The organism is Streptomyces sp. CRN 30 (genome assembly GCF_034105845.1).
Map to the genome: position 1 here is coordinate 1 of NZ_JAVRHI010000349.1, position 13,301 is coordinate 13,301.

At 74.2% G+C, this 13,301-nt stretch carries 8 protein-coding genes; 4 read left to right on the plus strand and 4 right to left on the minus strand.

Annotation, left to right across the window (positions count from 1 at the left end):
• The 3 genes from UW392_RS37265 to UW392_RS37275 all read right to left on the minus strand — a co-directional run.
• Positions 1–1,646 (minus strand): HEAT repeat domain-containing protein (locus UW392_RS37265; RefSeq protein WP_320779657.1); only part of this gene is annotated, 1,646 nt, incomplete at its 3' end.
• 82 nt (positions 1,647–1,728) lie between these two features.
• Positions 1,729–3,915 carry an OmpL47-type beta-barrel domain-containing protein gene (locus tag UW392_RS37270; protein WP_320779663.1) on the minus strand — a complete coding sequence of 729 codons (2,187 nt, stop codon included), beginning with the start codon at positions 3,913–3,915 and terminating at the stop codon, positions 1,729–1,731.
• Between the two features lie 29 nt (positions 3,916–3,944).
• Positions 3,945–6,293 carry a ThuA domain-containing protein gene (locus tag UW392_RS37275; protein ID WP_414496893.1) on the minus strand — a complete coding sequence of 783 codons (2,349 nt, stop codon included), beginning with the start codon at positions 6,291–6,293 and terminating at the stop codon, positions 3,945–3,947.
• Between the two features lie 392 nt (positions 6,294–6,685).
• Here UW392_RS37275 and UW392_RS37280 point away from each other — a divergent pair, with 392 nt between their 5' ends.
• Positions 6,686–7,705 carry a multicopper oxidase domain-containing protein gene (locus tag UW392_RS37280; protein WP_320779658.1) on the plus strand — a complete coding sequence of 340 codons (1,020 nt, stop codon included), beginning with the start codon at positions 6,686–6,688 and terminating at the stop codon, positions 7,703–7,705.
• An 83-nt stretch (positions 7,706–7,788) separates the two neighbouring features.
• Positions 7,789–9,009, plus strand: a complete 1,221-nt coding sequence (locus UW392_RS37285; protein WP_320779659.1) for a substrate-binding domain-containing protein — start codon at positions 7,789–7,791, stop codon at positions 9,007–9,009.
• Between the two features lie 115 nt (positions 9,010–9,124).
• Here UW392_RS37285 and UW392_RS37290 read toward each other — a convergent pair whose 3' ends face one another.
• Complete coding sequence (locus UW392_RS37290; RefSeq protein WP_320779660.1) at positions 9,125–9,904, minus strand: VOC family protein; 780 nt, start codon at positions 9,902–9,904, stop codon at positions 9,125–9,127.
• 198 nt (positions 9,905–10,102) lie between these two features.
• Between UW392_RS37290 and UW392_RS37295 the strand changes: the two genes are divergently transcribed.
• Positions 10,103–10,348, plus strand: coding sequence for a WhiB family transcriptional regulator (locus UW392_RS37295; RefSeq protein ID WP_320779661.1), 246 nt, complete (start codon positions 10,103–10,105; stop codon positions 10,346–10,348).
• A 146-nt stretch (positions 10,349–10,494) separates the two neighbouring features.
• A partial coding sequence (locus UW392_RS37300) for a hypothetical protein (RefSeq protein ID WP_320779662.1) occupies positions 10,495–13,301 on the plus strand: 2,807 nt, incomplete at its 3' end.

The following is a 13,301-nucleotide window of genomic DNA, read 5'->3' on the forward strand; positions in this document are numbered from 1 at the left end:
CCGGCCACCGCCCACAGCGCCGCCGCCACGTCGTGGCGCGGCACCGGCGCCGGACCGTCGGCGGCCAGCAGCTCCCGCAGGGCCGGCGCGGCCTCGGCGGCGAGCGCGCCGTAGCGGACCAGGGCCCGGACCACCGTCCGCCGGACCCAGTCGTTCGGCGCGGAGCGGACGAGATCCACGACGAGCGGTACCGACGGGCGGTGTCCCAGCAGGCCGAGGGCCGTCACGAGCCGGTGGTGCTCGCCGGCCGTCGTCTCGGCCGACGGCGCCGCGAGCCGCTCGTGCAGGACCGGGCCCAGGGGAGCCGCGTCCTCGGGGCCCAGCGCCTCGATCCAGTACGTGAGCTGCTCGGGCACCTCCAGCCCGCTCCGGCTCAGCAGGTTGACGAGGGACGGGACGATGTCCGGGCGCCCCTGGAGAGCCAGGACGTTGATGGCCTTGCCCGCGGGCAGGTCCCACCAGCGCTCACCGGGGGCGAGCTGCTCGTCCTTCCACCGGACCAGGCCGTCGAGCAGCGCCTCGTGCGCCGGGAGGGAGACGGGGGCCAGGTGGTACAGCTCGCCGAGAACCTGCCGGTTGAGCCGGAGGTCGGGTTCGCGCAGCAGCTCGCCGAGTGCCTCCACCGGCTCGTCGGAGGGGATGCGCCAGCCCGTCATCAGCCGCCCGGCCTCGGACACGGCCGCCAGCCGCTGTCCCCGGTCGGGGCTGCGCAACTGGGCGACGAGCAGCGGGTAACGCAGGTCGGTCCGGTCGCCGAGGTTCCGGTGCAGCTCGGCCAGCAGATCGTCGGCGACGTCGGCGTCCACGGCCGCCCGGTGCTCGGCCTCCAGCTCACGGAGGTGGGAGAGCAGCGTGTCGGTGCGCGGCCGCTCCGGCTCCGGGGCGGGCGGCTCCATGATCTTGGTCTCGCGGGCGAGCCGCATCACGTCCAGGGCGATCGGCACGCTGTCCGCGGGGAGCGACTCCGGGGCGCACCGGGCCAGCCCGGCGAGGGCGGCCAGCCGCACCCGCGGATCGGGGGAGCCGGCGACGACGTCGCCCAGCAGCCGCCCCGCCGCCCCGCCCAGCGCCCGCGGATGCCGGGTGCCCAGGGTGCCGGCGGCCCGTACCAGCTCCCGTGCCGCGGCCGGGGAGGGCTCGGCGGGCAGCCGGTCGCGCAGGACGCCGAAGACCCGTACCGGATCGGGGTGCAGGTCGGCGAGTGCCCCGGGCAGCGCGGCGCGCAGTCCGTCGTCCGGGTCGGTCACCAGCCCCAGGAGCACCTCCGCGCGGTCGCGGATCAGCTCGCGGCCCCGCAGGACGGTGGCCCGCCACTCCTCCTCGTCCTCCTCGTCGCCGTCGTACCAGAGCGGGCCGTCGTCGGGGGAGACCGACCGCCAGACGCTGCCCACCAGCTCCACGACGGCGGCCCGGTCGGCGGCCCGCTCCGTCGCGATCAACTCGAAGAGGAACGGGACACAGGCGACCGTGGAGTCGTAGACGTCGCCCTGGTGGTGCACCGCGCCGTACATGCCGTCCAGGGCGGTCTCGCGCTCCCGCGGATCGTCCGAGGCCAGGCCCCACAGCAGCTCCGGGACGTCCGTCGCCGAGTCCGTGTACGCGTGTCCCATGGACGCCCAGTCGACGTCGTCGATCCCCTTGAACACCACAAGCCTCCCCCGTAGCCGAACGGCGTGCGGCCGCCGTGGATCACAGCATGCCGCACGCCACCGACAACGGAGCCCGTGCTCAGAGTTCCTTGATCCGTACGTCCCGGTAGGACACCACGTCCGTCGTGCCGTGGACCTGGAGTCCGATGTGGCCGGAGGCGTACCGCCGGCCGTCCGTGCCCGGGTCGTCCGCGCGCTCCGGGTAGAAGGTCTGGCCGCCGGTGTTGTCGAACTCGTTGATCAGCACACCGTTGCGGTAGACCGAGTAGTGCTGGTCGACCACCCGGATCTCGTAGTCGTTCCAGGTGCCCTTCTGGGTCACGCCGGCGCCCGCCAGGCCGACCCGGTCGAAGCCGTAGACCGAGCCGGTCTTGTACAGGTCGCCGGTCGGGCTGTCGAACTCCTGGATCTCGTGCCCGTACTTGATGGCGACCCACTCCGGACGCGTCTCCTCCGGGTGGCCGTGGACCCACGGGAAGCGCACGAAGACACCCGAGTTGGCGTTGCCCGTGCCCGGCGCGTCGTCCCGCCACTGGAGCTTCAGTGAGAAGTCGCCGTAGGTCCGCTCGGGGAACCACAGCATCCCGAGCCCCGGCACCGTGGTGCCCGAGGTGATGGACCCGTCCCCGTTGGCCGTGAACGAACCGCCGCCCACCTGCTCCCACTTGGCCAGCGACGCGGCGCTGCCGTCCATGATCGTCCGGTAGCCGTCGGTCTGGCCGGGCGTGCCGATGCCGGAGTCGCGGGCGGCCTGACGGACCGCCTTCAGCTCCCGCTCGTCGATGACGCCCTCGTCGAGGAGCCGGTCGGTCACCTCGCGCGCGTGCTTGAGGAAGAGCGCCCGGGAGGACCACTCCCGTTCGTCCTCGATCAGCTCGTTGATCCGGCAGCGGTTGTTCGTCACCCGGTTCGGGACACCGGAGTCGACAGTGCCGACGATCACCGTGAGCCGCTCGTCCCACTCCGGGCAGGCGGGCGCCGGCACACCGCCGCCCGTCACCACCGTGAAGCCGACGCCGACCGGCGCGGAGACGTTGCCCGCCCTGTCGCTCGCGCGGTACGTCACCGTGTGCGTACCGGTGCGGTCGACGACCACGGGCGCGGTGTACGCCAGGTAGGGGCCGCCGTCGAGGGAGTACTCGATGCCCGCGACCCCGGAGCCGCCCTCGTCGGTGGCGCTGACCGTCACGCGCGCGTGGCCGACGTAGGCGCCGTTCGCGTTCCTGCTGCCGTCGACGGTCGCGCCGGTCACCGGCGGGGTGGTGTCCTGCGGGGGCGCGGCGGCGACCGTGAACTCCACGCTCTTCTCCGGCGCCGTGTTGCCCGCCTTGTCGGTGGCGCGGTAGCGCACGGTGTGCGTGCCGACCCGGTGCACCATGACGGGCGCCGTGTACGGCTGCCAGGCGCCGTCGCCGACCGCGTACTCGATGCCGTTGACGCCGGAACCGGTGTCGGACGCGGTGACCGTCACCGTCGCCATGTCGATGTACGCCCCGTCCGCGTTCCGCTCCCCGGCGACCGTCGCCGACGTCTGGGGCGGCGTGGTGTCGTCGGTGTCGGGGGCGACCACGGTGAACGCCACGCTCTTCTCCGCGGCGGCGTTGCCCGCCTTGTCGAACGCGCGGTAGCGCAGCGTGTGGTCGCCGACCTCGTCGACGACGACCGGCGTGGTGTACGGCTGCCAGGCACCGTCGGCGCCGAGCGCGTACTCGACCCGGTCCACGCCCGAACCACCCGCGTCCGTGGCCCCGATCGTGACGCTCGCCGAACCGACGTACTGTCCGTCGGCGTTCCGGGTGCCCGCCACGTCCGCGGTCGTCTCGGGCGCCGTGGTGTCGTCGCCCCCGCCGCCCTCGGTGACCACCAGGACGCCCCGCATCTCCCCGTGGCCCGGGATGGTGCAGTGGTAGTGGTAGCGGCCGGGGGAGAGGGTGACCTCGGCGGTGTGCCGGCCGCCCTGCGCGTCGAAGGGGTTGGCAAGGATGTTGACCTGCACGTCGTTGTTGTACTCGGGGTCGCTGGTGGTGAAGGTCAGCGTGTGCGGCATGCCGGTGGTGTTGCCGGTCGCCTCGCTGTTCTCGAAGACGATCGTCGCCGCGCCGGCGACCGCGGTCGCGGGCGCGGAGGTGTACGCCGTGATGTCGTTGCCGGCGGTCCAGGTGAGGACCTGTTCGGCCCGTGCCGCGGGCGGCTCCGCCTGCCCGGCCGCCGGTGTCGTCTCCACTCCGAGCAGCATGAGCAGGACGGTCAGCAGACCCGCCCACACCCTGCCGCTTCGCCGTGCGCGCAGTTGTGTCACCGCGTCGTCCCCCTCGCCAGCTGTCCGGCGGTCGGCGTCGGGCCGCCGCCCGTGTAGGTGACCCGCCACAGCGCCGACTTGGCGTCCGAGGTGAAGAAGCCGCGCCCGTAGTCGAGGACGTACAGCGCGCCGTCCGGACCGAACTTCCAGTCCATGAGGTTCTTGATGCCGTCCGCGCCGACCGGCACGATCTTCTTGAGCGACTCCGAGTGCACCGGCAGTCCGCCGTCGCCCTGGGTCGCCGGGTCCATCAGCACCGCGTTGCGCGGCTGCCCGTCGTCGTAGAAGTCACCGACGAACCACTTGCCGTCCCAGTACCGCGGCCACTTGGCCGCGCTGGTGCTCGCGGCGTCGTAGCGGTAGACCGGTCCGTCCATCGCGGCCTGGCCGCCGCCCTTGAGCCAGGGCAGCAGGTAGCTGGCCTCGTCCGCCTCGTACGAGGGGACGCCGTTCTCGTCGCGCGGGAAGTCCGGGCCGCCGCCGTCGGGCGCGTACCAGATGTTGTTGCCGGTGACCGGCGGCAGGTTGACCAGGCCGTCGTTGTTCGGCGACTCGTTCTTCGGGGCGTCGCAGTCGTACCAGCCGAGCGGCTGCGAGGGGTCGGGGAGGTTTCGGTCCCGGTAGGGCTGCTTGTTGCCCATGCAGTACGGCCAGCCCCGGTTGCTCGCCTCGGTGATCACGGCGAAGGTGTCGTACTTGGCCGGGCCCCAGGTCGGCGACGGGCTGGACGCGTCGGGGCCGACCCAGCCCGCGTACAGGGTGTCGGTCGACCTGTCGACGGAGATCCGCGCCGGGTTGCGGACGCCCATCACATAGATCTCACCGCGCGTCTTGCCGCCGCCCTCGGCCGTCTCCTTGCCCGTGAAGAGGTTGCCCTCGGGCAGGGTGTACGTGCCGTCCGGCTCCGGGTGGATACGCAGGATCTTGCCGTTGAGGTTGTTGGTGTTGCCGGCGGTGCGGCGCGCGTCCGCGAAGGAGACGCCCTTGAAGTTCGGCTCCGGGTTGTTGCCGGAGTAACCGCCGCTGAAGCCGCTGGAGTTGTTGTCACCGGTGGCGATGTACAGGTTGTCCTTCGAGTCCCAGGCCATGCCGCCGCCCGCGTGGCAGCAGCTGTGGATCTGCACCGGCCACTCCAGCAGCACCTTCTCGCTGGAGAGGTCCAGCTTGTTCGTGGCCTGGTCCAGGGTGAAGCGGGAGACACGCCGCTCGGCCATGTGCGCGACGCGGTCGATCTCCGAGTGCGGGGTGTAGTGCAGGTACACCCACCCGTTCCGCTCGAAGTCCGGATCCAGCTCGATGCCGAGCAGACCCTCCTCCACCTTGATCAGTTCCTCGCCGCCGCCCTTGTTGCCGAAGACGGTCAGCTCACCGGCGAGTGTGACCTTCTCCGTCGTCGGGTCCCAGACGTGGATCTCGCCCTTGCCCTTGCCGATGTCGGGGTCGTTCCAGTCGGTGACCACCGGCACGGAGGCGTCGGTGCCGCCGCGGCCGATGTAGAAGACGCGGCCGTCGGGGGCGGTGACCAGGCCGTGCGGCTCGCCGATCTGGTCGTTCTGCCCGGCCTGGTTGGGCCGGGTCAGCCGCTCCGCCGCGTAGTTGCCGTCGATCGTGGCCTTGCAGTCGGCTTGCACCAGCCGCGTCGTCCACAGCAGGGCGCCGCGCAGGTGCGTGCGGAAGTCGGTCTCGTCCCAGGAGGAGGCCGTGCCGCCCATGCCGGTGTAGAAGGAACGTCCGCCGTCGTAGTCGCGGCACCAGCTGACGGGGTGGTCCGCGCCGTTGGCGCCGCTCCCCGGCTGATACGTCGACTCGCGCACCCGGGCGACCGTGTGCACGTCGCCGGACGGGTTGGTCTGCCAGTTCAGCCACTTGTCGGGGCGCTTCCACCGCACCGGCAGGTCCTTGGTGGCCGGGTGCAGGCGGTCGCCGACCTCGACGGTGGCCCGCTGGACGGACGCCGGACCGCCGGCCGCCGGGCGTGCGCCGATCAGACCGGTGTACCAGTCCGAGTACGGCTCCGCGCGGGCCGCGTCGTGGACGCCGACGAAGCCGCCGCCGGCCTCCATGTACGCCTCCAGGCCCGCCTCCTGCTCCGGGTCGAGGACGTCGCCGCCGCCGGTCAGGAACACGATCGCGTTGAAACGGCCCAGCCGCTTCTCGTTCGTGAACACCGAGGCGTTGTCGGTGGCGGTGACCGTGAACCGCTGGTCCTCCGCTCCTGTCAGGCCGATCCGCTCGATCGCCGCGATCCCGGCGTTGACGACCGGGGACTCCTCCCCGGCCGACGCCGACCCGTAGAAGACCAGCACCCGTACGTCCGCGCCGCCCGGCGGCGACTTGATCGACATCGTTGTCAAGGTCGGCTCCGGCGCCGGGAGCGCCCCGGCGGCGGGTCCCGACAGCAGGCCCGCGGCGACGAAACCGGCGGTCAGACAGGACGTCCAGACCCGTCTGTGCCGTCGCCCCGGATCTCTGGTGCTTGCTGTGCCGTACGCGCTCGGCCCGTGCGAGCGCACGGGCCCGTGTTGCGATGTGAACCGCATGGGGTCACCCACCCCTCCTCGGTCGCAGCCATGGCGCCAAGGAAGTTAGACCTCTTTGCGCGGTGCGCCAATAGGTATGACCGGGATTCGACGAACTTTGTCCTGAGTGTGGATAAACGGCGGAGTGGCCGGTACCGTCGCACAGGTTCATCACAGCTATGCGCCCGTAAATCCCGTAACGAGGTGGGGAGTTCGGCATGGACAGACGCGACTTCAACCGGCGGGTGCTGCTGGGCGGAGCGGCCGTCGCGACATCGTTGTCCGTGGCACCGGAGGTGTCCGGTGCCCCCGGGGCGGCCGTCGGCGCCGTCGCGGCGAAGGCGGCCCCGGCCGGGGGCCAGGTCCGGCACATGAAGCTCTACGCGGAGCGGCTCTCCGGCGGAGAGATGGGCTACGGAACGGAGAAGGGCAAGGCCACCGTCCCCGGACCGCTGATCGAACTCAACGAGGGCGACACCCTGCACATCGAGTTCGAGAACACCATGGACGTCGCGGTCAGCCTGCACGTCCACGGCCTGGACTACGAGATCACCAGCGACGGCACCGCGCTCAACAAGAGCGATGTCCCGCCCGGTTCCACCCGCACCTACACCTGGCGCACCCACGCGCCCGGCCGCCGCAAGGACGGCACCTGGCGGGCCGGCAGCGCCGGTTACTGGCACTACCACGACCACGTCGTCGGCACCGAGCACGGCACCGGCGGCATCCGCAACGGCCTCTACGGCCCGGTGATCGTCCGCCGTCAGGGAGATGTCCTGCCGGACGCCACGCACACCGTCGTCTTCAACGACATGACCATCAACAACCAGCCCGTCGGCCCCGACTTCGAGGCCACGGTGGGCGACCGCGTCGAATTCGTGAGCATCACGCACGGCGAGTACTACCACACCTTCCACGTGCACGGTCACCGCTGGGCCGACAACCGCACCGGCATGCTCACCGGCCCCGACGACCCCAGCCGGGTGGTCGACAACAAGATCTGCGGTCCGGCCGACTCCTTCGGCTTCCAGGTGATCGCGGGGGAGGGGGTGGGCGCGGGGGCGTGGATGTACCACTGCCATGTGCAGAGCCACTCCGACATGGGGATGGTGGGGCTGTTCCTGGTGAAGAAGACGGACGGGACGATCCCCGGGTACGAGCCCCACGACCACGGCGCGCACGCGTCGGGCGACGACGGCGCGCACGCGGAGGGTGAGGGGTCCGGCCACCGGCACTGACGGCGGTCCGGTCGGTGAGAGCGCTCTCACCTCCTCCGCGGCCCGCGGCTATCCTGATCCGCAGCCGCCGAGGAGGAGCCCAAGTGACCGACACAGCACCGCGTCCCACGCTGGAGGCGGTGGCCGAGCGGGCCGGTGTCTCGCGAGCCACCGTCTCGCGTGTGGTCAACGGCGCGGTGGGGGTCCGCGAGGCGCTCGCCGCACGGGTGCGGCGCGCGGTCGAGGAACTCGGCTACGTCCCCAACCAGGCCGCCCGCTCCCTGGTGACCCGGCGGCACGACGCCGTGGCCGTGATCGTCGCCGAACCCGAGGCACGGGTCTTCGCCGACCCGTTCTTCGCGCTCCAACTGCGCGGCATCGGCAAGGAGCTGACCGCCCACGACAACCAGCTCGTGCTGCTGCTCACCGAGGGCCGCGAGGACCACGCGCGGGTCGCCCGCTATCTCGCCGGCGGGCACGTCGACGGTGCGCTCGTCTTCTCCCTGCACCTGGACGACCCGCTGCCCGGCCTCATCCGCCGGGCCGGTGTGCCGACCGTCTTCGGCGGACGCCCCGGCTGGAGTGAGGGGCAGGACGACGTGGTGTACGTCGACAGCGACAACCGGGGTGGCGCGCGGGACGCGGTGCGTCACCTCGCCGGGCTCGGCCGCACGCGGATCGCGCACATCACCGGCCCTCTGGACCAGACGTCCGCCGCCGACCGGCTCGCCGGGTACCGCGACGTCGTGGCCGACGCGGAGCCCGCGCTGGTCGAGGCGGGGGACTTCACCCCGGGCGGCGGCGAACGGGCCATGCGGGCGCTGCTCGACCGCTGCCCCGGTCTGGACGCGGTCTTCGCGGGCAACGACCTGATGGCGTCCGGCGCGCTGCGGGTGCTGCGCGAGCGGGGGCGGCGGGTCCCGGACGACGTGGCCGTGGTCGGTTTCGACGACATGCTGCCGGTGGCGGAACAGACGGATCCGGCGCTGACGACGGTCCGCCAGGACATAGAGGAGATGGGCCGACTGATGGCCCGGCTCCTCCTGCGGGGACCGGACCGGAGCGGGGGCGGGGCCCCTGAGACGCCCCACGGACCACGGGGGACGCTGGGCTCACCCGGGGTGTTGGGCGCACCGGGGGTGCTGGGCTCACCGGAGACGCTGGGATCACCGGAGGTGTTGGGTTCACCGGGGGTCCTGGGGGCACCGGGGACGCTGGGGGCACCGGAGACGCTGGGAGCACCGGGGACGCTGGGAGCACCGGGATCACCCAGCTCACCGGGCGTGATTCTGCCGACGACGCTGGTGCGACGGGAGTCGGCGTGACGGGCGCCGGTGCCGGCTCGGTGTGACGGGCGTCGGCGTGACGGGCCACGGGGCGGCGGCCCCCGTGTGACAGGCGACGGTGTGACGGAGGGGCGGTGGGGCCGCCTCCGTGCCCCTAGACCTCCCGAGGGGCGGGCCGCAGGACCGCGAACCGCGCGCCGTAGGGGTCGGCCAACCGGGCCACCCTGCCCACGCCCTCGACGTCCGTCGCCGGGAGGCGGACCGCGCCGCCCAGGCCGCGGACCGCGGCGACCACCGCGTCCGGGTCGGCCACCGCGATGTACGGCAGCCAGTGCGGCTCCGTCTCCAGCGGGTCGTCGGCGAGCGGGACGACACCGCCGAAGACGGCGCCCTCGTCGGCCCCCGCGGGCCCCAACGCCGTGTAGGTGCCGTCGGGGAAGGACACCGCGGACGTCTCCAGACCGAGCACCGCGTCGTAGTGCGCGGCGGCCGCCGCGACGTCCGGCGTGTACAGCTCGGCCCAGCACAGCGCGCCCGTCCCGCCGGCCCGGTCGAGACCCTCGCGCCGCCCCGGCTGCCACACGCCGTACGCCGCTCCCGTCCGGTCGGCCAGGACCGCCGCGACGCCCTGCTCCCCGACGCGCGTCGGCGGTACCAGGACCCGGCCGCGGGCCCGCGCCGCGGCCTCGGCGGTGGCCTCGGCGTCCGGCGTCCGCAGGTACACCGTCCAGGACGGCGGACCCTGCTCGGGGGCGGTCCGCGCGCAGCCGGCCACGGTCTCCCCGTCCAGCTCGAAGAACGCGTACTCCCCGTCCGGCGCGGGCCGCAGCCGCCAGCCGAGGACACCGCCGTAGAAGGCGGCGGCTTCGTCGGTGTCGGGGGTGGCGACCTCGATCCAGCTCGGTGCGCCGGTGACGTAGCGGGTCGTGAGCATCTTCGGCCTCCCGGACGAGGGTCCTGTCGCCTGCACCGCCGAGTCTCGCACCGCCCACTGACAATCGCCCGGGGCGGTCGCGCGCGCCGCCGTGCGTCGCGGCGCCGTACGGGTGATCATCGGAGGGCCGGAGGCCGGCGACACGGCGTTGACCGGACGTTGATCGAACGTTTTTCGCCGCCCGGCACGCTTCGGGGCATGCTCAACGACACCATCACACCGCACGACCTCGCCTGGCAGGAGGAGGCGTTGTGCGCGCAGACCGGGGCCGACTTCTTCTTCCCCGAGCCCGGCAGTTCCGTGCGCGAGGCGAAGCGGATCTGCGGGCTGTGCCCGATCCGTTCGGCCTGTCTGGAGTTCGCCCTCGACAACGACGAACGCTTCGGCGTCTGGGGCGGCCTGTCGGAGAAGGAGCGGCTCGCCCTGCGGCGGGCGGCACACTGAGCCCGACGGCGACGGCCGCCCCGGCCTGCCGCGCGCCGCGCGGGAGCGCACAGCGCCAGGACTCCTCACCGGCCCCTCACCGGAAGCCGGACGCCGCGGACCGAAAACTCCTGGGCCCCGCCCGCCCCGGCAGGCACACTGCCCCCATGGCACCTACTTCCGCCCGGCGCGACGCCGACGGTCTGCTCCACGTGCTCGACCCGCTTCCCGCCACCCGGCGGACACCGGAACTCGTCGCCCGTGTCCGGTCGCTGAGCGACCCCCGGCCCGTCGTGGACGAACTCTGGCGGCGCGGCGCGTACGGCCGGCAGCTCGCGGTGGTCGCCGCGTCCGCCACCGGCGACACCGCCTGGATCGCGGACCGGATAGCGGACCCCGACCCCTGGGTACGCGGCCACGCCCTGCGCGTGGCGGACAGCCTGGGCGTGCCGGACGACGTCTTCGCGGCGGCCCTCGACGACGCCCCCGAGTCGGTACGGCGCGACCTGCTGCGCGCCGTCGTGGCCGGCGGGCGCACCGCCCTCGCCGACCGCCTCGTCGAGCGGGTGCGGCGCGCGACGGGCGACGCCGAGGCGGCCCGCGTGCTGCCCGGCTGCTCCCCGGCGACGGTGGACCGGCTGCTGCCCGAACTGCTGCACGCGACGACCGCCTGGACCGCCCTCGCCAAACGGCACCCGAAGGCGCTGCTCGACGCGGTGGAGCGGGACCTCCGTGCCGCGCCCGCGGGGCTGCGCGACACCTGGTGGCGGCGGTACGCGTACGCGGCGGCCACCCTGGCCCCCGGCGCGCCCGCGCGCGTGCTGCGCATGCTGGAGGAGCACGGCCCGAGCCGTCTGCCGTTCGAACTGCGCGACCGCGTCGCGGCCTTCGCGCTCGCCGCACCGGCCCGGGTGCTGCGCCTGCTGCTCACCCCCGCCTGGTCCGGCGTCGCGCGCGCCCACACGCTCAGCGGCGCCACCCTGCGCCGCCTCACCCGCGAGGACTCGCCCGAACTCGTCGCCTACGGCCGCGCCCTGCTGCCCTACGGCGCGCTGCCCCGCCTCCTCGGCGCGCTCCCGCCCGCCCGCCGGTACGCCCTGTACGAGGCCGCCCGCGAAGGCCGCGGACAGGGCACCGCCACCGTGGACGGTTCACTGCTCGCGGTACTCCCGCGCCGTGCCGCGGCCGGGGTGGCGCGCGACATCGCGGCACGCGCGCGTGAGGGCGGTGCCGCCGACGACAGCGGCGTGGTCCTGCTCGCCGAGTCCCACCTGCCCGTCGCCGAGGTCCGCGACCGCCTGCTGGCCGCCACCCGCAGGCCGGGCGCCGACGACCGCGCCGCCGCCTGGCCGCTGCTGATCGGCAACGCGGCCCGCTCCGGCGACCCGGCCGCCGTCACCGCCGTACTGGCGCAGACGGAGCGGCTGCGCAACGAGCAGGACCCGGTACGGCTCGCGGCCCTGCGGGCGCTGGCCGACGTACGGCCCGCCCTGTACACGGAGGACGCGGCCGACCGGCTCGACCGGATCGCCACCGACGCCGTGGAGGCCCGCGACTCCTCGGCCGACACCCGCCGTGCGCTCACCCGGCTGGCCCTCGCCGTCCTGCGCGAACACGCCGCGGACGGCGGCCGCGACCTCGTCAACTGGGCGCTGCGCACGCTGGTCCGGATCTCCGGCAGCACCGGCGGCGCCGACCTCGGACGCCTCGACCACACCCTGCGGCGCGGCCAGGAGCACCGGGTGTACGAGGCGCTGCGGCCGTGGATCGAGGCCGGCGCGGAGAAGAACGACTACAGCCTCGCCTTCGCGCTCACCCGCGCGGTGGGCCGGCGCGCCGCCGGGATGCCCGCGCTCCAGGACCTGCTCCGGCAGGCGTTCCGCTACGGCGACGTCACGACCGCGAGCACGGCGCTGCTCCTGTGGCTCGAACCGGCCGCCCCGCGCGACGAGCGCGTGGCCCACGTCCTCGCCCACGACCCGTCGGCGGCCGTCCTGCCCGTGGTGGGGCAGGTGCTCGTCCGGCGCCGCACCGACCTCCTCGACGTCCTGCTCGCCGACACCCCGCCGTACGGCCGCTTCCTGGCCGAGGGCACTCCCTTCGACATCCCCGCGCGGGACGGCGACGTACGCCGCTGGGTGCCGCGCCAGCAGGCGGCGCTGCTCGCGCGGGTCACGCGGCGGGTCGCCGACCCCGGGCTGCCGTCGTACGAGCGCGCGGAAGCCGTCGCCGACGCCGCGGCCGTTCCCGACGGCGGTGCCGAGGCCCTCCTCGGCTGGACGGACGCGGACGACGTCGTCCTCGCCGAGGCGGCACTGACCGCGCTGGCCCGCACGGACCGGGCGGCCGAGACCCTCCCGCTGCTGCTGTCCCGCACCGACGGCGACCGCGCCCGCGCGGCCGTCCCCGCGGCGGCCCGGGTGTCCCGTGAGGTCCCCCCGTCGCGCCTCGCCGCGCGTCTGCGGGACCTGCTGGACGCGCCGGGCACCAAGGTGACGGCCCGCAAGGAGGCGGTGCGCCTGGCCGCCGCCCGGCTGCCCGCACCGGCCGCCGCGGAACTCCTCACCGCCGTGTACGCCCGCCCCGGCACCCACGCGGACGTCCGGGCCGCCTGTGTCTTCGCGGCCGGGCCCCTGCTGGCGCACGAGGAGGTGTGGGACATGCTGCGCGACGCGGCGGGCGGAGCGCCGGTGCTGCGCGCCGCCGTCCTGCGGCTCCCGCCGCTGGACCTGCCAGGGCCGTACCGCACCCGGTACGCGGGTCTCGTCCGCGCCACGGCCGACACCGACGATCCCGCGACCGCCGTCCTGGCCTACCGGGCGCTGGCCGACTGGACGCCCTGGTCCGCCGAGGGGCCCGCCGTGCTGGCCGGGGCCGTCACCGACCTCGCCGACCGGGCGGGCTGGACCGCCGCGGCGCACGGACTGGTCGCCGCGGCCGTCGGCTCCCCGGCCGGACTGGCGGCGCTGCGGGA